12 protein-coding genes, 17 tRNA genes, 2 rRNA genes and 1 pseudogene are annotated in these 18,940 nt (G+C 40.8%); 29 read left to right on the forward strand and 3 right to left on the reverse strand.

All coding sequences use genetic code 11. From position 1 onward, the window contains the following. Window positions 1–97 precede the first annotated feature (97 nt). The 19 genes from STYK_RS02175 (at window position 98) to STYK_RS02265 (ending at window position 4,699) form a co-directional block, all read left to right on the forward strand. Window positions 98–2,998 (forward strand): 23S ribosomal RNA (locus tag STYK_RS02175). A gap of 76 nt (window positions 2,999–3,074) precedes the next feature. Further along, window positions 3,075–3,190: ribosomal RNA gene (gene rrf / locus STYK_RS02180) — 5S ribosomal RNA — on the forward strand. Window positions 3,191–3,194: 4 nt separating this feature from the next. Further along, window positions 3,195–3,267: transfer RNA gene (locus STYK_RS02185), tRNA-Val, on the forward strand. A gap of 2 nt (window positions 3,268–3,269) precedes the next feature. After that, a tRNA-Asp gene (locus tag STYK_RS02190) sits at window positions 3,270–3,342 on the forward strand. A gap of 24 nt (window positions 3,343–3,366) precedes the next feature. Then, window positions 3,367–3,439: transfer RNA gene (locus STYK_RS02195), tRNA-Lys, on the forward strand. Window positions 3,440–3,444: 5 nt separating this feature from the next. Further along, window positions 3,445–3,526: transfer RNA gene (locus tag STYK_RS02200), tRNA-Leu, on the forward strand. A gap of 18 nt (window positions 3,527–3,544) precedes the next feature. After that, window positions 3,545–3,617, forward strand: a tRNA-Thr gene (locus tag STYK_RS02205). A 22-nt stretch (window positions 3,618–3,639) separates the two neighbouring features. Then, window positions 3,640–3,711, forward strand: a tRNA-Gly gene (locus tag STYK_RS02210). Window positions 3,712–3,718: 7 nt separating this feature from the next. After that, window positions 3,719–3,804: transfer RNA gene (locus tag STYK_RS02215), tRNA-Leu, on the forward strand. A gap of 11 nt (window positions 3,805–3,815) precedes the next feature. After that, window positions 3,816–3,889: transfer RNA gene (locus STYK_RS02220), tRNA-Arg, on the forward strand. A 15-nt stretch (window positions 3,890–3,904) separates the two neighbouring features. After that, window positions 3,905–3,978, forward strand: a tRNA-Pro gene (locus tag STYK_RS02225). A gap of 5 nt (window positions 3,979–3,983) precedes the next feature. Further along, window positions 3,984–4,057: transfer RNA gene (locus tag STYK_RS02230), tRNA-Met, on the forward strand. Between the two features lie 13 nt (window positions 4,058–4,070). Then, window positions 4,071–4,144, forward strand: a tRNA-Ile gene (locus STYK_RS02235). Between the two features lie 12 nt (window positions 4,145–4,156). After that, window positions 4,157–4,246, forward strand: a tRNA-Ser gene (locus STYK_RS02240). Between the two features lie 10 nt (window positions 4,247–4,256). Next, window positions 4,257–4,330 (forward strand) — tRNA-Met (locus STYK_RS02245). A 3-nt stretch (window positions 4,331–4,333) separates the two neighbouring features. Then, window positions 4,334–4,406: transfer RNA gene (locus STYK_RS02250), tRNA-Phe, on the forward strand. Window positions 4,407–4,426: 20 nt separating this feature from the next. Next, window positions 4,427–4,497, forward strand: a tRNA-Gly gene (locus STYK_RS02255). Window positions 4,498–4,531: 34 nt separating this feature from the next. Further along, a tRNA-Ile gene (locus STYK_RS02260) sits at window positions 4,532–4,605 on the forward strand. A 6-nt stretch (window positions 4,606–4,611) separates the two neighbouring features. Continuing rightward, window positions 4,612–4,699, forward strand: a tRNA-Ser gene (locus STYK_RS02265). 177 nt (window positions 4,700–4,876) lie between these two features. Here the strand turns inward: STYK_RS02265 and tnpA are convergent. The 3 genes from tnpA to STYK_RS02280 all read right to left on the reverse strand — a co-directional run bounded on the left by tnpA (window position 4,877) and on the right by STYK_RS02280 (window position 7,400). Continuing rightward, window positions 4,877–5,341, reverse strand: a complete 465-nt coding sequence (gene tnpA, locus STYK_RS02270; RefSeq protein WP_261805148.1) for an IS200/IS605 family transposase — start codon at window positions 5,339–5,341, stop codon at window positions 4,877–4,879. Window positions 5,342–5,607: 266 nt separating this feature from the next. Further along, on the reverse strand, window positions 5,608–6,543 hold the full coding sequence (gene birA / locus STYK_RS02275) for a bifunctional biotin--[acetyl-CoA-carboxylase] ligase/biotin operon repressor BirA (RefSeq protein ID WP_261805149.1): 936 nt from the start codon (window positions 6,541–6,543) through the stop codon (window positions 5,608–5,610). Continuing rightward, window positions 6,540–7,400 carry an AraC family transcriptional regulator gene (locus tag STYK_RS02280; RefSeq protein WP_000959991.1) on the reverse strand — a complete coding sequence of 287 codons (861 nt, stop codon included), beginning with the start codon at window positions 7,398–7,400 and terminating at the stop codon, window positions 6,540–6,542. The genes birA and STYK_RS02280 overlap by 4 nt, the downstream gene beginning before the upstream one ends. A gap of 107 nt (window positions 7,401–7,507) precedes the next feature. Here STYK_RS02280 and STYK_RS02285 point away from each other — a divergent pair, with 107 nt between their 5' ends. The 10 genes and pseudogenes from STYK_RS02285 to STYK_RS02330 all read left to right on the forward strand — a co-directional run bounded on the left by STYK_RS02285 (window position 7,508) and on the right by STYK_RS02330 (window position 18,843). After that, window positions 7,508–9,670 (forward strand): alpha-galactosidase, encoded by a 2,163-nt coding sequence (locus STYK_RS02285; protein WP_261805150.1) that lies wholly within the window; start codon window positions 7,508–7,510, stop codon window positions 9,668–9,670. Between the two features lie 34 nt (window positions 9,671–9,704). Next, window positions 9,705–10,955 carry an extracellular solute-binding protein gene (locus STYK_RS02290; protein WP_060628735.1) on the forward strand — a complete coding sequence of 417 codons (1,251 nt, stop codon included), beginning with the start codon at window positions 9,705–9,707 and terminating at the stop codon, window positions 10,953–10,955. Window positions 10,956–10,973: 18 nt separating this feature from the next. Further along, the gene (locus STYK_RS02295; RefSeq protein WP_261052658.1) at window positions 10,974–11,846 is read left to right on the forward strand and encodes a carbohydrate ABC transporter permease; all 873 of its coding nucleotides are present in this window, start codon (window positions 10,974–10,976) and stop codon (window positions 11,844–11,846) included. A 16-nt stretch (window positions 11,847–11,862) separates the two neighbouring features. Beyond that, window positions 11,863–12,696: a carbohydrate ABC transporter permease gene (locus STYK_RS02300; RefSeq protein ID WP_261020800.1), complete on the forward strand. Its 834-nt coding sequence runs from the start codon at window positions 11,863–11,865 to the stop codon at window positions 12,694–12,696. A 306-nt stretch (window positions 12,697–13,002) separates the two neighbouring features. Then, complete coding sequence (gene gtfA, locus STYK_RS02305) at window positions 13,003–14,445, forward strand: sucrose phosphorylase (protein ID WP_261805151.1); 1,443 nt, start codon at window positions 13,003–13,005, stop codon at window positions 14,443–14,445. Window positions 14,446–14,582: 137 nt separating this feature from the next. Beyond that, window positions 14,583–15,776, forward strand: a complete 1,194-nt coding sequence (locus tag STYK_RS02310) for an O-antigen ligase family protein (RefSeq protein WP_227325837.1) — start codon at window positions 14,583–14,585, stop codon at window positions 15,774–15,776. Between the two features lie 144 nt (window positions 15,777–15,920). Continuing rightward, window positions 15,921–16,364 (forward strand): MarR family winged helix-turn-helix transcriptional regulator, encoded by a 444-nt coding sequence (locus STYK_RS02315; RefSeq protein ID WP_020903524.1) that lies wholly within the window; start codon window positions 15,921–15,923, stop codon window positions 16,362–16,364. 34 nt (window positions 16,365–16,398) lie between these two features. Then, window positions 16,399–16,590: pseudogene (locus tag STYK_RS02320) on the forward strand (nuclear transport factor 2 family protein); the annotation flags it as partial. Window positions 16,591–16,604: 14 nt separating this feature from the next. After that, the gene (locus tag STYK_RS02325; RefSeq protein WP_004259046.1) at window positions 16,605–17,333 is read left to right on the forward strand and encodes an ATP-binding cassette domain-containing protein; all 729 of its coding nucleotides are present in this window, start codon (window positions 16,605–16,607) and stop codon (window positions 17,331–17,333) included. Then, window positions 17,326–18,843, forward strand: coding sequence for an ABC transporter permease/substrate-binding protein (locus tag STYK_RS02330; RefSeq protein ID WP_261048375.1), 1,518 nt, complete (start codon window positions 17,326–17,328; stop codon window positions 18,841–18,843). Before STYK_RS02325 ends, STYK_RS02330 begins: the two co-directional genes overlap by 8 nt. Window positions 18,844–18,940 lie beyond the last annotated feature (97 nt).

Genomic DNA, 18,940 nt, shown 5'->3' on the forward strand with positions numbered 1-18,940 from the left:
TTGAAAATTGAATATCTATATCAAATAGTAACAAGAAAATAAACCGAAAACGCTGTAGTATTAATAAGAGTTTATGACTGAAAGGTCAGAAAAATAAGGTTAAGTTAATAAGGGCGCACGGTGGATGCCTTGGCACTAGGAGCCGAAGAAGGACGTGACAAACGACGATATGCCTTGGGTAGCTGTAAGTAAGCGATGATCCAGGGATTTCCGAATGGGGGAACCCAACAGGTACTACCTGTTACCCACATCTGTTAAGGATGTGAGGAGGAAGACGCAGTGAACTGAAACATCTAAGTAGCTGCAGGAAGAGAAAGCAAAAGCGATTGCCTTAGTAGCGGCGAGCGAAACGGCAGAAGGGCAAACCGAAGAGTTTACTCTTCGGGGTTGTAGGACTGCAATGTGGACTCAAAGATTATAGAAGAATGATTTGGGAAGATCAGCCAAAGAGAGTAATAGCCTCGTATTTAAAATAGTCTTTGTACCTAGCAGTATCCTGAGTACGGCGGGACACGTGAAATCCCGTCGGAATCTGGGAGGACCATCTCCCAACCCTAAATACTCCCTAGTGACCGATAGTGAACCAGTACCGTGAGGGAAAGGTGAAAAGCACCCCGGGAGGGGAGTGAAATAGAACCTGAAACCGTGTGCCTACAACAAGTTCGAGCCCGTTAATGGGTGAGAGCGTGCCTTTTGTAGAATGAACCGGCGAGTTACGTTATGATGCGAGGTTAAGTTGAAGAGACGGAGCCGTAGGGAAACCGAGTCTGAATAGGGCGAATTAGTATCATGACGTAGACCCGAAACCATGTGACCTACCCATGAGCAGGTTGAAGGTGCGGTAAGACGCACTGGAGGACCGAACCAGGGCACGTTGAAAAGTGCTTGGATGACTTGTGGGTAGCGGAGAAATTCCAAACGAACTTGGAGATAGCTGGTTCTCTCCGAAATAGCTTTAGGGCTAGCGTCGACATAAAGATTCTTGGAGGTAGAGCACTGTTTGGGTGAGGGGTCCATCCCGGATTACCAATCTCAGATAAACTCCGAATGCCAATGAATTATGGTCGGCAGTCAGACTGCGAGTGCTAAGATCCGTAGTCGAAAGGGAAACAGCCCAGACCACCAGCTAAGGTCCCAAAATAATTGTTAAGTGGAAAAGGATGTGGGGTTGCACAGACAACTAGGATGTTAGCTTAGAAGCAGCTATTCATTCAAAGAGTGCGTAATAGCTCACTAGTCGAGTGACCCTGCGCCGAAAATGTACCGGGGCTAAAACAATTTACCGAAGCTGTGGATACCTTTATAGGTATGGTAGGAGAGCGTTCTATGTGTGATGAAGGTGTACCGTGAGGAGTGCTGGAACGCATAGAAGTGAGAATGCCGGTATGAGTAGCGAAAGACAGGTGAGAATCCTGTCCACCGTAAGACTAAGGTTTCCAGGGGAAGGCTCGTCCGCCCTGGGTTAGTCGGGACCTAAGGAGAGACCGAAAGGTGTATCCGATGGACAACAGGTTGATATTCCTGTACTAGAGTATGTAGTGATGGAGGGACGCAGTAGGCTAACTAAAGCAGACGATTGGAAGTGTCTGTCTAAGCAGTGAGGTGTGAACTGAGTCAAATGCTTAGTTCTATAACATTGAGCTGTGATGGGGAGCGAAGTTTAGTAGCGAAGTTAGTGACGTCACACTGCCAAGAAAAGCTTCTAGCGTTTAAACATACTCTACCCGTACCGCAAACCGACACAGGTAGTCGAGGCGAGTAGCCTCAGGTGAGCGAGAGAACTCTCGTTAAGGAACTCGGCAAAATGACCCCGTAACTTCGGGAGAAGGGGTGCTGACTTTAAGTCAGCCGCAGTGAATAGGCCCAAGCAACTGTTTATCAAAAACACAGCTCTCTGCTAAATCGTAAGATGATGTATAGGGGGTGACGCCTGCCCGGTGCTGGAAGGTTAAGAGGAGTGCTTAGCGCAAGCGAAGGTATGAATTGAAGCCCCAGTAAACGGCGGCCGTAACTATAACGGTCCTAAGGTAGCGAAATTCCTTGTCGGGTAAGTTCCGACCCGCACGAAAGGCGTAATGATTTGGGCACTGTCTCAACGAGAGACTCGGTGAAATTTTAGTACCTGTGAAGATGCAGGTTACCCGCGACAGGACGGAAAGACCCCATGGAGCTTTACTGCAGTTTGATATTGAGTGTCTGTACCACATGTACAGGATAGGTAGGAGTCTATGAGATCGGGACGCCAGTTTCGAAGGAGACGATGTTGGGATACTACCCTTGTGTTATGGCCACTCTAACCCAGATAGGTGATCCCTATCGGAGACAGTGTCTGACGGGCAGTTTGACTGGGGCGGTCGCCTCCTAAAAGGTAACGGAGGCGCCCAAAGGTTCCCTCAGAATGGTTGGAAATCATTCGCAGAGTGTAAAGGTATAAGGGAGCTTGACTGCGAGAGCTACAACTCGAGCAGGGACGAAAGTCGGGCTTAGTGATCCGGTGGTTCCGTATGGAAGGGCCATCGCTCAACGGATAAAAGCTACCCTGGGGATAACAGGCTTATCTCCCCCAAGAGTTCACATCGACGGGGAGGTTTGGCACCTCGATGTCGGCTCGTCGCATCCTGGGGCTGTAGTCGGTCCCAAGGGTTGGGCTGTTCGCCCATTAAAGCGGCACGCGAGCTGGGTTCAGAACGTCGTGAGACAGTTCGGTCCCTATCCGTCGCGGGCGTAGGAAATTTGAGAGGATCTGCTCCTAGTACGAGAGGACCAGAGTGGACTTACCGCTGGTGTACCAGTTGTCTTGCCAAAGGCATCGCTGGGTAGCTATGTAGGGAAGGGATAAACGCTGAAAGCATCTAAGTGTGAAACCCACCTCAAGATGAGATTTCCCATGATTTTATATCAGTAAGAGCCCTGAGAGATGATCAGGTAGATAGGTTAGAAGTGGAAGTGTGGCGACACATGTAGCGGACTAATACTAATAGCTCGAGGACTTATCCAAAGTAACTGAGAATATGAAAGCGAATGGTTTTCTTGATTTGAATAGATATTCAATTTTGAGTAGGTATTACTCAGAGTTAAGTGACGATAGCCTAGGAGATACACCTGTACCCATGCCGAACACAGAAGTTAAGCCCTAGAACGCCGGAAGTAGTTGGGGGTTGCCCCCTGTGAGATATGGAAGTCGCTTAGCTCTAGGGAGTTTAGCTCAGCTGGGAGAGCATCTGCCTTACAAGCAGAGGGTCAGCGGTTCGATCCCGTTAACTCCCATAGGTCCCGTAGTGTAGCGGTTATCACGTCGCCCTGTCACGGCGAAGATCGCGGGTTCGATTCCCGTCGGGACCGTTTAAGATAACGGAAGTTATTTTAGACTCGTTAGCTCAGTTGGTAGAGCAATTGACTTTTAATCAATGGGTCACTGGTTCGAGCCCAGTACGGGTCATATATGCGGGTTTGGCGGAATTGGCAGACGCACCAGATTTAGGATCTGGCGCTTAACGGCGTGGGGGTTCAAGTCCCTTAACCCGCATTAAGATATAATAAATGAGCCGGCTTAGCTCAGTTGGTAGAGCATCTGATTTGTAATCAGAGGGTCGCGTGTTCAAGTCATGTAGCCGGCATTTTTAGATAGAAGAAAACAGTGCGAACGTAGTTCAGTGGTAGAACACCACCTTGCCAAGGTGGGGGTCGCGGGTTCGAATCCCGTCGTTCGCTTAGAGAGGCCGGGGTGGCGGAACTGGCAGACGCACAGGACTTAAAATCCTGCGATTGGTAACGATCGTACCGGTTCGATTCCGGTCCTCGGCATAATATAATGAGCACCCTTAGCTCAACTGGATAGAGTACCTGACTACGAATCAGGCGGTTAGAGGTTCGACTCCTCTAGGGTGCATTTTTCTATTTAACTCGGGAAGTAGCTCAGCTTGGTAGAGTACTTGGTTTGGGACCAAGGTGTCGCAGGTTCGAATCCTGTCTTCCCGATATATGGCGGTGTAGCTCAGCTGGCTAGAGCGTCCGGTTCATACCCGGGAGGTCGGGGGTTCGATCCCCTTCGCCGCTATAATGATCTTGTTGGACCTTTAGCTCAGCTGGTTAGAGCTCTCGGCTCATAACCGAGTGGTCGTAGGTTCAAGTCCTACAAGGTCCATTTGAATAGTATGGAGGATTACCCAAGTCCGGCTGAAGGGAACGGTCTTGAAAACCGTCAGGCGTGTAAAAGCGTGCGTGGGTTCGAATCCCACATCCTCCTTTTGTATTAACGCGGGATGGAGCAGCTCGGTAGCTCGTCGGGCTCATAACCCGAAGGTCGTAGGTTCAAATCCTGCTCCCGCAATAAGGCTCGGTAGCTCAGTTGGTAGAGCAATGGATTGAAGCTCCATGTGTCGGCGGTTCGATTCCGTCTCGCGCCATTTTTATTTATAGTTTTTATGCGGGTGTAGTTTAGTGGTAAAACTACAGCCTTCCAAGCTGTTGTCGCGAGTTCGATTCTCGTCACCCGCTTTGAACTTTGTTCAAATTACCAAGTTTTTAACTTGGGCGCGTAGCTCAGGTGGTTAGAGCGCACGCCTGATAAGCGTGAGGTCGGTGGTTCGAGTCCACTCGTGCCCATTAATAGGAGAATTACTCAAGAGGCTGAAGAGGACGGTTTGCTAAATCGTTAGGTCGGGTAACTGGCGCAAGGGTTCGAATCCCTTATTCTCCGTTTAAATGAGAGTTTAGTACTCTTTTTTTAGACTAATCATGACCACCCGTCAAACGAGTGGTTTGTACCAGGGCTATAAGCCCAAATTACCAGCCAGCGCCTAAAGACGCTGGCTTTCACTTTGTTCAAGCCTTATTGCTCTTGACTCGTCACTTGCCTCTCAAAGAGGCTTTAGTATTACTTACCACTATCCCTAAAGAGAGCCTCATATTCTTTTACACTTAATTTATCTAGTGCTATATCATGCTTTTCCTGTTCTTGAATATATTTCTTAATTGTGGCTTCATTAATCCCTACTGTACTCACATAATAACCTTCCGCCCAGAAATGCCGATTCCCAAACTTGTACTTGAGATTGGCGTGTTTGTCAAACATCATGAGTGCACTTTTTCCTTTTAAATAACCCATGAAACTCGAAACTCTTGTCCTTGGTGGAATACTTACTAACATGTGTACATGATCTGGCATTAAGTGACCCTCGATAATTTCAACTCCTTTATAACTACACAAGCGATGAAATATTTCGCCTAAACTACTTCGATATTGATTATAGATTACTTTTCGTCTATACTTAGGGGTGAACACAATGTGATACTTACAGTGCCACTTTGTGTGCGATAAACTATGAGCCTTTTGTGCCATATTTTTCTCCTTTCGCTTTACAATTGGCTTGAACACCTTTATTGTATCGCGTTCGGAGTTTTTTTGGTATAACCTTCGACGCGCACCCGCATAGCGGGTGGTTTTTTTGTCTCGCACCTAACGGAGCGAGACGGACTAATAGTCACATAATAAAAAAACTTCAGATTCTAAAAACTTAATTGTATGCCTCTTTGTCAACTGTAGTGGGTTGAAGAAAAGCTAAAATCTTTATATATTGTCGATTTTATGGTTGTGCTAGTTTATTATTACTTCCAACCCTTGAGTGAAATTTCTCCGCTATTTAGCCAGATTTCTTTTCCGTTATCACATTGAACTAAAAGTTTTCCATTTTCTGAGATTTCTTTTGCAAATCCTTTGTAGTCTTTCTGATCTAGTGTAAAAGTCACTTCTTTTCCTAGAACGAAGGACTGCTTTTTGTATAGGTATAATAGCTCTTCTGCTGGTGTTTCGAAGAAAGCACGCCATATTTCTATGATTAATTCATTTCTTGTTATAGGAGCTGGTGCGTTAAATAAACTAGCAGCTTTTTCTTTTAATTCTTGAGGGAAGTCTTTAATAGTAAAGTTGATTCCTACTCCAATAATGATATCTGTGACTAGGCCTGATTCTACAGACGTCATTGCCTCAGTGAGGATTCCTCCAATTTTATGATTTTTGAGGTAGATATCATTGACCCATTTTATGTCGACATCTATTAAAGTTAGGTTCTTAATGGCTTTGTAGATAGCTCCTGCTACAAGTAGTGTGTAGGATGGTAATTGGTCATAGGGGAGATTTGGTTTAAGATGGAGTGTCATATAAATGCCACCTTGGGGTGAGTAGAAAGAACGTTGAAAACGGCCTCGGCCAGCTGTTTGATAGGAAGCTAGATAGAGGGTGTTTGCTTCATTTCCTAAATCAATTGCTTCTTTTGCATCGAGTTGTGTTGATCTTGTTTCGGGTTTAAAACTGATTTTAATTGGAAGATTTTGTTCTAGAAGTTCTGGAAGAATAAGGTCACCATTCACCAGTTTATAGCCTTTGTTTTTGATACTATCAATTTCAATGCCTTCTTGTTCTAAACGCTTGATGGCTTTCCAAATTGATGTTCGGGTCAGTGATAGTTCTTCTGCAATCTTTTCTCCGCTGATATAGTCGGTTTCTTTAGCTAGAATTTTGTAGACGGCTTGGTAGGATTTCATAGTGTTTCCTTTCTCACTAGTTGGTGTTGAGAATATTCTTTTCTTGTTTGACTTGGAGTCTGATTAAAGTATTGTTTATAAGCTTTAGAAAAATGTAGTGGATCTGAAAAGCCTACCGAGTATGCAATTACCTTGATTGACTCTTGGGTATTTTCGAGGAGTTGTTTAGCTCGATACATTCGAACGTATAGTAGGTATTCTTTTGGAGATAAGGTGTTAAATTCTTTGAATACGCTTGATAAGTAGCTTCTGTGAACGGATAGTTCTTTTGCTAAATCTTGAATTGTAAGTGATTGAGGATAGTGGCTATCAATTAATCGTTTGCATTCAAGATAGAGTTGGTGGGTCGATGAAATATTCTTTTTCTTCTGATTGGGAGCAATAGTTCCCAGATGAAACATCAGTTCATGGAGTTGTCCCATGATATGGAGTTGAGCTAATTCATTTGATTTGGTAATCTGAGCGAAGCGGACAATGTCTGAGATGAGTTTTGCAGTAGTCTGGGTATGACAAGTTTCAGATTGGATGAGATAAGATTGGTCAGAAATTTGAGAAAGAGCAAAATAATCAGGAGCTTTCCCTCCAGTGATTCCTAACCAGTAGTAGGCCCAAGGTTCTTTACTATCTGCTTGATAAAAGGTTAGTTCATCTGGTTTTAATAGAAAGAAATCTCCTTCTTTTAAATCAACAATTTTACCCTTGTAATGAAATTTTCCTTGTCCTTTAGTAATGTAATGTAGGACGTATGTATCTCGAATTGTTGGACCAAAAGAGTAATTTGGTGTGCATTCCTCATATCCATAAAAGCTTAGGGAAAGGTCAATTGTTCCAGTCTGGTATTCTGAAAAAACTAGCATGTGCTACCTCCTACCTAACATTTTACCATATTCTTGAGACATTTTTCTATTTCGGAAAGCGTTTTCAGATGATAAAATATAATCTATAAAGTGATGAGGTGAAGTAAATGGGAATTAGGATAGAGAATAATCTATTTTATGTTGAAAGTAAAAATCTAAGTTTGATTATTGAAAATCGAAATGGCTACTTACTTTTGAAACATTTAGGAAAGACTATTAAGAACTATAAAGGTTCCAATAGTGTTTATGAACGGGACCATGCCTTTTCAGGAAATCCAACAGCTACTAATCGAACCTTTAGTTTAGATACTCAACGTCATATTTTTGGGCAACATGGCTTAGGAGATTTTAGGAAACCAACTATACAGATTCAGCATAGTGTAACTGAAGTAACAGACTTTCGATTTGTAGAAGCAAAAAGTTTAAAAGGTCAGAATGGTCCACAGGGCTTACCTTCTCCACATAGCATGGATAATACAGAGACTCTTGTCTTAATGTTAGAAGATTCTAAGGCTCAACTTAGTCTGAATTTGTATTATACTGCTTTTGATAATGATTCGACTATTGCTAGCTACAGTAAATTAGTGAATAATAGTAATCAGGAAGTTGTCATTCATAAAGACTTTTCTTTTATGGCTGATTTTCCAGCGGCAGCTTACGAAATCGTAACTCTGCAGGGTGCTTATGCTCGTGAAAAGACTGTTCGACGTCAACAGGTAGAACAAGGAATCTTTTCAATTAGTTCGAACCGTGGAGCTTCTGGGCATGCTCAAACACCAGCTCTTCTACTCTGTGATCAAGGAATCACAGAGGATGCAGGGAATGTGTTTGCTATTCAACTAATGTATAGTGGAAACTTTGAAGCTTTTGTTCAAAAGAATCAATTGAATGAAGTTCGGCTGGCTATTGGGATTAATCCGGAAAACTTTTCTTGGAAGTTAGACCCTGAGGAATACTTTGAAACACCGGTAGCTTTAATGACCTATTCAGACAAGGGATTAACTGGTGTTAGTCATGCAAGTCAGAATTTTGTACTGAAGCACATTATGCCAAGTAAATTTTCTACAAAAGAACGCCCAATTCTAATTAATAACTGGGAAGCTACTTACTTTGACTTTCAGAGAGAAAAACTGTTAGAGCTAGCTGATGAAGCTAAGAAAGTTGGCATTGAACTTTTTGTATTAGATGATGGTTGGTTTGGCAATCGTTTTGATGATAATCGTGCTTTAGGTGATTGGGTTGTTAATGAGAAAAAACTGGGTGGAAGCCTAGAAAGTCTGATTTCAGCTATCCATGAAAGAGGTTTGCAGTTTGGGCTTTGGTTAGAACCTGAAATGATTTCTGTAGATAGTGATTTGTATCGTAAACATCCTGACTGGGCTATTCAGGTTCCTGGTTATGAGCATACTTATTCTCGGAATCAATTAGTACTTAATCTTGCCAATCCTCAGGTAGTAGAATACTTGAAAAATGTCTTAGATCAACTCCTATCTTATCATGAGATTGATTACATTAAATGGGATATGAATCGTAATATGACCAACCTAGGAAATGGCTTTACTTATCTAGAGACAAAGATGCAATCTCATCAGTACATGCTGGGGCTTTACGAACTCGTTTCTTATCTGACAGAGAAGCACAGCCATATTCTCTTTGAGTCCTGCTCTGGTGGTGGTGGACGAAATGATCTTGGTATGATGCGTTATTTCCCACAAGTCTGGGCTAGTGATAATACTGATGCTATTGCACGTTTACCAATTCAATACGGATCATCTCATCTCTATCCAACCATTTCTATGGGGGCTCATGTGTCAGCAGTACCGAATCATCAGATGGGGCGAACGACACCATTAGAAACACGTGGACATGTAGCAATGATGGGAAATTTGGGATATGAGCTTGATTTGACAAGTTTATCAGATGAAGAGAAAGCTGAGATTGCTAATCAGGTGAACTTGTATAAAGAATTGCGACCAGTAGTCCAGTTGGGAAACCAGTATAGGTTAATCAATCCCGATGCTAAATCCAATGAAGTAGCTGTACAATTTAACTATGGAAATCAAACGATTGTAAGCTACGTCCGAGTTTTATCTGTTGTAGAGACCATGGAAACAACTTTAAAATTAAAAGATTTGGTTGAAGAGGGACTGTATGAATTACAGGAAAATGGAGTAGTTTACTCAGGTGCAGAACTCATGTATGCAGGTTTAACTGTTATCTTATCCCAGGGAGATTTTTTGAGTAAACAGTATATTTTTAGAAGACTATAATAAAGGTGTATAAATTTATAAAGGAGGCTTTCCAATGAAATGGTATAAGAAAGCAGGTTTTCTTTTAGTCGCTGGTGCTAGTTTACTAGGTCTAACAGCTTGTGGTCAGAATAATCAATCGACTGATGGAAAGGTAACGATTGAATTTTTTAACCAGAAGACCGAAATGGCGGATACTTTGCAAAAAATTGTAGATAATTTTGAAAAGGATCATCCTACTATTGATGTAAAACTGACGACTGTTCCGGCAGCTGGAATTGTTCTGAAGACTCGGATTTTATCAGGAGATGTTCCAGATATTGTTAATATCTATCCTCAAAATATGGATTTTCAGGAGTGGGCAAAAGCAGGTTACTTTGCAGATATGACAGGGAAATCTTATCTTGAGAATATTAAGAATGACTATGCAGAAAAGTATGCAATCAATAACAAGATTTATAGTGTGCCTTTAACTGCTAACCTTTATGGAATCTATTACAATAAAACAAAGTTTAAAGAATTAGGACTTGAGGAACCGAAGACTTTTAAAGAGTTTCAAGAGATTGTTAAAAAGATAAAAGATAGTGGGAATTCTCCGTTTGCAGTTGCAGGCAATGAAGGATGGACATTAAACGGTTATCACCAACTTTCTCTCATTACCATTACAGGCAGTGGAGACGCAGCTAATAACTATCTTCGCTTTTCAAAACCAAATTCTATTTCTGTAGATGATGCTATTTTAAAAGCAGATGCAGAACGACTAGATTTGTTGGCGGATAATGCTCAAGATGGATGGCGTGGTGCCTCTTATAATGATGCGGTGGTAGCATTCTCGAATGAAAAAGCCTTGATGATGCCACAAGGATCATGGGCATTAGCGGCAATTAATCAACAGGATCCAAAATTTAATGTGGGGATGTTTGCCTTCCCAGGAGAAGAAGTAGGAAAAGAAGTCACTGTTGGTGCAGGGGACATGGCATTATCAACTTCAGCTACGACCAAACATCCTAAAGAAACCGAAGAATTTATCAGCTATATGACTAGTTCAAAAGCTATGCAAGCATATTATGATGTGGATGGATCACCAGTTGCGGTGAAAGGTGTACAGGAAAAAGAAGATTCAGCACTTGCAGAGATTTCTAAACTAGCATTTACGGATAAACATTATGTTTGGTTGGGCCAACACTGGAATTCTGAAGAAGATTTTTTCAATCTAAGTGCAGGTTACTTGATGGATAAAAATCTGAAAAATATGGCAAACAATCTCAATGCTTTCTTTAATCCAATGAAGGCAGATTTGGACTAGAATAGGAGTTAAGATGATATGGCTATTCGAAAAATTTTAAATAAATACTGGGGTTGGACTTTTTTGCTCATCCCGCTTGCATTACAAGCTATCTTCTTTTACTTTCCGATGGTACAAGGTGCTTTCTATAGTTTGACTAACTGGACTGGATTGACCTATAATTATAAATTTGTTGGTCTGAATAACTATAAATTGCTGATGATTGATGGGAAATTCTTCACAGCCATTGCTTTTACTTTGATTTTAACCCTGGCATTGATTATTGGAGAGATTACAATTGGGATGGTTGTCGCTCGAGCCTTAAATTCTAAGATGAAAGGGCAGACCTTCTTTAGAGCATGGTTCTTTTTCCCGGCGGTTTTGTCTGGTTTGACAGTTTCCTTGATTTTTAAACAATTCTTCAACTATGGTCTTCCAACGATTGGAAAAATTTTAGGGATTAGTTTTTTACAAGAAAGTCTATTAGGAACACCAATCGGTGCGGTAGTGGCAACTATTTTTGTTCTTCTATGGCAAGGAGTAGCAATGCCAATTATCTTCTTTCTTGCTGGTCTTCAGAGTATTCCATCTGATATTTTGGAGGCGGCATCAATTGATGGTGCAACAAGCAAACAAACTTTTTGGAAGATTGAATTACCATATTTGCTACCAACCATTTCTATGGTTTTTATCCTAGCTCTTAAGTCCGGTTTGACAGCCTTTGACCAAATTTTTGCTTTGACGAGTGGTGGTCCTAATAATGCTACAACGTCTCTTGGTCTTTTAGTCTATAACTATGCCTTCAAGAGTAATCAATATGGATATGCGAATGCAATTGCCTTGATTTTATTCTTAATTATTGGAATTGTTTCTCTGATCCAAATCAAACTATCAAAGAAATTTGAAATCTAATAGGGGAGTCTTACACATGAAAAAAGAAGAAAAATTGAATCAGTTTTGGAAGTATGTCCTCTTGATAGTAGGTGGTATTCTCATACTTGTTCCTTTGTTGGTAACGGTTTTTAGTTCCTTCAAGACAACCAAGGATATCATGAATCATTTCTTTGGTTTGCCCAATCCTTTTACATTAAGCAATTATGAACGATTGATTTCGGATGGGATTGGAGGCTATTTCTGGAATTCAGCTGTTATTACGGTATTATCATTGATTGTAGTAGCCTTCTTTATACCAGCTGCAGCTTATTCCATTGCTCGAAATATGTCTAAGAAAAAAGCCTTTGCAATTATGTATTCGCTCTTGATCTTAGGGATATTTGTTCCATTTCAGGTGATTATGATTCCTATCACAGTTATGATGAGCAAACTCGGCCTGGCAAATATGTGGGGGTTGGTACTACTCTATCTAACTTATGCAATTCCACAGACCCTCTTCTTGTATGTCGGTTATATTAAAATCAGTGTACCAGATAGTTTAGATGAAGCTGCAGAAATTGATGGGGCTGATCGATTTACAACTTACCGTCGAATTATTTTTCCAATGCTGAAGCCCATGCATGCTACAACCTTGATTATCAATGCATTATGGTTCTGGAATGACTTTATGTTGCCATTGTTGATTTTGAATAAGGATTCCAAGCTGTGGACTTTGCCTCTCTTCCAGTACAACTACCAAGGTCAATATTTTAATGACTATGGGCCAAGTTTTGCATCCTATATTGTGGGAATTGTAACAATTACTGTCGTCTACCTCATCTTCCAAAAACATATTATTTCAGGAATGAGCAACGGAGCAGTGAAGTAAGAAGAACTCATGGAATCTATAGTCTCTGACACAGAGGATGGGTTCAGCTTATTGACAATTCAAGAGAAAAATAAAGTAGTACTTAGTTTATCACAGTCTATATTAGTACGAGTTTGATGATAAACAGAGATTTAATACTCAATGAAAATCAAAGAGCAAACTAGGAAGCTAGCCGCAGGCTGTACTTGAGTACGGTAAGGCGACGCTGACGTGGTTTGAAGAGATTTTCGAAGAGTATAACATGAATTTGATTTACGAAGCCAAGTCATATGAGGCTTGGCTTCAATTAGAAAAAGGAGAGTAATGATGCCGATTCAGAATAAAACCATGTTGATTACCTATTCAGATAGTTTGGGAAATAATCTTAAAGACTTATATGAGAATTTGGAAGAGCATTTTGGTGATGCTATTGGGGGAGTTCACCTTCTACCATTTTTCCCATCAACAGGTGATCGTGGATTTGCGCCAGTTGACTATGACGAAGTGGATTCAGCTTTTGGTGATTGGGAGGATGTTAAGCGTTTAGGTGAGAAATATTATCTTATGTTTGACTTTATGATTAATCATATTTCTCGTCAATCTAAGTATTATAAGGACTATCAAGAAAAACATGAAGCCAGTGAATTTAAAGATCTCTTTTTAAACTGGGATAAGTTTTGGCCAGAAAACCGTCCGACACAGTCTGATGTAGATTTAATTTACAAGCGTAAGGATCGTGCACCAAAGCAAGAGATTGTTTTTGAAGATGGGTCAGTGGAACATTTGTGGAATACCTTTGGTGAGGAGCAGATTGATCTTGATGTGACCAAAGAAGTAACGATGGAATTTATCCGTAAGACCATTCAGCACTTGGCAAGTAATGGGTGTGATTTGATTCGTCTAGATGCCTTTGCTTATGCAGTGAAGAAATTGGATACTAATGATTTCTTTGTAGAACCAGATATTTGGGATTTATTGGACAAAGTTCGAGATATCGCTGCTGAGTATGGGACAGAGCTTTTACCTGAGATTCATGAACACTATTCGATTCAGTTTAAAATAGCAGACCATGATTACTATGTTTATGATTTTGCTCTTCCAATGGTGACACTTTATACTCTTTACAGTTCCAGAACAGAGCGTTTGGCTAAGTGGTTAAAGATGAGCCCAATGAAGCAATTTACGACGCTAGACACCCATGATGGGATTGGAGTGGTGGATGTCAAGGATATCCTGACAGATGAGGAGATTGACTATGCTTCAAATGAACTCTATAAGGTTGGAGCTAATGTCAAACGTAAGTACTCTAGTGCAGAGTATAACAATCTAGATATCTACCAAATCAATTCAACTTACTATTCTGCGCTTGGAGATGATGATGTTAAGTATTTTCTCGCTCGTCTAATTCAAGCTTTTGCCCCAGGTATTCCTCAGCTTTACTATGTAGGTCTATTAGCAGGCAAGAATGATTTGAAATTATTAGAAGAAACTAAAGAAGGTCGAAATATTAATCGTCATTACTATAGCAATGAGGAAATAGCAGAAGAAGTCCAACGTCCCGTAGTGAAGGCCCTTCTCAATCTATTTTCTTTCCGTAATCGTTCAGAAGCATTTGATTTAGAAGGAACTATTGACGTTAAAACACCAACAGCCCACAGCATTGTAATCAAACGTCAAAATAAAGATAAGTCCGTAACAGCAGTAGCAGAAATTGATTTGCAAAATCAGACTTATCGGGTAATTGAGAACGGAATTGAAGTAACATTTTGAAGCCTTGATATGGTTGATAAAATAGGGTTTTTATTTTAGAAAACGTTTCCTTTGTTTTCCAATTGCTAAAAAAGTGGTACAATATAGGGTAGCTTACTATTATCTGAATCAATTGATTTGGAGAGAAAGGATTCATTTTGAAATCAATAGGCTTTATTGAAAAGCTGAAAGGGTTGTCTAGTAAAGAGCTGATTTTATTGGGAATTATCCTGAGTATCTTTTTACCCTTTTATCTTTTTGTAGTTGTATTCTGTTTATATATTATCAGTTTAATTTTTACAGGGGATATGAAAAGTATTCTTCAGAAAATGGGGGAGCATCCGATGCTGCTTCTTTTTCTTGGCTATAGTACTGTTATATCCGTTTTTGCACAAAATTGGATGGGAGTTGTGGCTTCGGTAGGAATTTTTCTTTTTACTATTTTCTTTTTGCACTATCAGTCGATTTTATCACATAAATTCTTTCGCTTGATTTTGCAACTCGTCTTATTTGGTAGTGTATTGTCAGCTGCTTTTGCGAGTTTAGAGCATTTCCAAATTGTGAAGAAATTCAATTATGCTTTTCTTTCACCCAATATGCAGGTATGGCATCAGAATCGTGCAGAAGTGACCTTCTTTAATCCTAATTATTATGGAATTATTTGTTGTTTCTGTATCATGATTGCCTTCTATCTGTTTACAACGACCAAGTTGAATTGGTTGAAAGTATTCTGTGTGTTTGCAGGCTTTGTGAATCTCTTTGGATTGAACTTTACGCAAAATCGAACTGCCTTTCCTGCTATTATCGCTGGAGCCATTATTTATCTCTTTACGACCATTAAAAACTGGAAGGCCTTTTGGCTTAGTATTGGAGTCTTTGCGATTGGCTTGAGTTTCCTCTTTTCCAGTGATTTGGGAGTTCGGATGGGAACTTTAGACTCTTCTATGGAAGAACGCATTTCTATCTGGGATGCTGGGATGACCTTATTTAAGCAAAATCCTTTTTGGGGTGAAGGGCCATTGACCTACATGCACTCTTATCCTCGGATACATGCTCCTTATCATGAACATGCTCATAGTCTTTATATTGATACGATTCTGAGCTACGGAATTGTGGGGACCATTTTATTAGTTTTGTCTTCTGTTGCTCCTGTTCGCTTGATGATGGATATGAGTCAGGAGTCGGGGAAACGTCCGATTATCGGTCTTTATCTATCTTTCCTTACAGTGGTTGCTGTGCACGGAATCTTTGACTTGGCTCTCTTCTGGATTCAGTCAGGTTTCATTTTCTTACTAGTTATGTGCAGTATTCCGTTGGAGCATCGAACTTTGGTATCGGACATGACGGATTAAGTTTATAAGATTAAAATCTTCTATCTTGGGTAGGAGATTTTTTTACTGGGAAAAATTATTTCCAAATCGAAATAGTTGACAGTTAGAACGATGAGTGTTACAATTGTTTTATTCTTTTCGATATCGAAATAAATTGGAGGTGTTATGAAGGATAGTCATTTGCTAGCCCATCATATTCGTTTGTTGAATGGGCGGATTTTTCAAAAGTTACTGAGCCAAGACCCTGAAGCTCTTTATCGGAGTGAGCAGGGCAAGATTTTAGCGGTTTTATGGAATAGTGAAACTGGCTGTGCAACTGCAACAGATATTGCGCTTGCGACTGGGCTTGCTAACAATACACTGACGACGATGATTAAAAAACTAGAGGAACAAAATCTTGTAGCTATTAGTCCATGTGGAGAAGATAAGCGTAAGAAGTATTTGGTTTTAACAGAGTTGGGGCAGTCTCAGAAAGAAGTGGGGTATCGTGTCAGTCAGAAATTGGATACGATCTTTTACAAAGGATTTTCAGAGGAAGAAATTCGTCAGTTTGAAGCCTTTCAAGAAAGAATTTTGGATAATCTGAAAGAGGAGGAAAATGAGGTTTAAAATGGAGCAAATTAGCTGTTTATAAGTAAAGACCACTTTTGACTTTGTTTTCCAACTCTTAGGACAAGGAAACTATGTGGTTAGCTATGGTCAGACTCAGATTGGTGGAGTTGCCTATGCCCAGTATGACATCTTCCGTCTAGAAAACGGGAAAATTGTGGAACATTGGGATAATAAGGAAGTCATGCCTAAGGTAGAAGACTTGACCAATAGAGGGAAGTTTTAAATTGAGGATACAGAATGATTGAATACAAAAATGTGGCGCTACGCTACACAGAAAAAGATGTCTTGAGAGATGTTAATTTACGGATTGAGAATGGCGAGTTTATGGTTTTAGTTGGTCCATCTGGATCAGGTAAGACGACCATGATCAAGATGGTCAACCGCCTCTTGGAACCGACTGATGGAAATATTTATATGGATGGCAAGCGTATCAAAGACTATGATGAGCGTGAACTTCGTCTTTCTACTGGTTATGTTTTACAGGCCATTGCTCTCTTTCCAAATCTAACGGTTGCTGAAAATATTGCCCTGATTCCTGAGATGAAGGGCTGGACTAAGGAAAAAATTGCTCAGAAAACAGAAGAGCTTTTGGCCAAGGTTGGCTTGCCAGTAGCTGAGTATGGGCATCGTTTACCTAGTGAACTATCTGGTGGGGAGCAACAGCGTGTTGGAATTGTACGGGCTATGATTGGTCAGCCTAAGATTCTCCTCATGGATGAACCTTTTTCGGCTCTTGATGCTATTTCGAGAAAACAGTTGCAGATTCTGACGAAAGAATTGCATAAAGAATTTGGGATGACAACGATTTTTGTAACCCATGATACGGATGAAGCTCTGAAATTGGCGGACCGTATTGCTGTCTTGCAGGATGGAGAGATTCGTCAGGTGGCGAATCCCGAGACGATTTTAAAAGCTCCTGCAACAGATTTTGTAGCAGACTTGTTTGGAGGTAGTGTACATGACTAATTTAATTGCAACTTTTCAGGATCGTTTTAGTGATTGGTTGACAGCTCTATCTCAACATTTGCAGTTGTCACTTTTGACCTTGTTGCTGGCCATCTTTATAGCGATTCCCTTGGCTGTTTATCTTCGATATCATGAGAAGTTAGCGGATTGGGTCTTACAGATTGCAGGGATTTTCCAGACCATCCCGTCTCTGGCCTTGTTAGGGCTCTTTATTCCCTTGATGGGAATTGGAACCTTGCCGGCTTTGACAGCTCTAGTGATTTATGCGATCTTTCCGATTTTACAAAATACCATCACTGGACTCAAGGGAATTGATCCAAGTCTACAAGAGGCTGGGATTGCCTTTGGGATGACTAGGTGGGAGCGTCTCAAGAAGTTTGAAATTCCACTTGCTATGCCTGTTATGATGTCTGGGATTCGGACGGCAGCGGTCTTGATTATCGGTACGGCAACCTTGGCGGCCTTGATTGGTGCAGGGGGACTGGGTTCCTTTATCCTTTTGGGAATTGACCGTAATAATGCCAGTCTGATTTTGATTGGGGCACTTTCTTCCGCAGTGCTTGCCATTGCCTTTAACTTCCTACTAAAAGTGATGGAAAAGGCAAAATTGCGGACGATTTTCTCTGGTTTTGCCTTGGTGACCATATTGCTTGGTTTGTCTTATAGTCCAGCTCTTTTGGCTCAAAAAGAGAAAGAAAACTTGGTTATTGCTGGGAAATTGGGACCGGAACCAGAAATTTTGGCCAATATGTATAAACTCCTTATTGAAGAAAATACCAGCATGACTGCGACTGTTAAACCGAATTTTGGGAAAACAAGCTTTCTTTATGAAGCTTTGAAAAAAGGCGATATTGACATCTATCCTGAATTTACTGGTACGGTGACTGAAAGTTTGCTGCAACCATCACCTAAAGTGAGTCATGAGCCAGAGCAGGTTTATCAGGTGGCGCGTGATGGTATTGCCAAACAGGATCATCTAGCCTATCTCAAACCCATGTCTTATCAAAATACCTATGCTGTAGCTGTTCCAAAAAAGATTGCTCAAGAATATGGCTTGAAGACCATTTCGGACTTGAAAAAAGTGGAAGGGCAGTTGAAGGCTGGATTTACACTCGAATTTAATGACCGTGAAGATGGAAATAAGGGCTTACAATCAATGTATGGTCTCAATCTCAATGTAGCTACGATGGAACCAGCCCTTCGCTATCAGGCTATTCAGTCAGGTGATATTCAAATCACGGACGCCTATTCGACTGATGCGGAATTGGCGCGTTATGATTTGCAGGTCTTGGAAGATGACAAGCAACTCTTCCCACCTTATCAAGGAGCTCCACTGATGAAAGAAGCTCTTCTCAAGAAACATCCAGAGTTGGAAACAGTTCTCAATAAATTGGCTGGTAAAATTACTGAAAGCCAGATGAGCCAGCTCAACTACCAAGTCGGTGTTGAAGGCAAGTCAGCAGAACAAGTAGCCAAGGAGTTTTTGGTTCAAGAAGGTCTTCTAAAATAGAAGCAGATTTCCTTATAAATTTTTAAAAATCTTCGATTTGTATTCGAGGATTTTTTGTTATGAAAATTTTACTTTCACTTGACAAGTGAGTGGGCAC

The organism is Streptococcus toyakuensis (assembly GCF_024346585.1).
In the GTDB taxonomy this organism is placed as follows: Bacteria; Bacillota; Bacilli; order Lactobacillales; family Streptococcaceae; genus Streptococcus; species Streptococcus toyakuensis.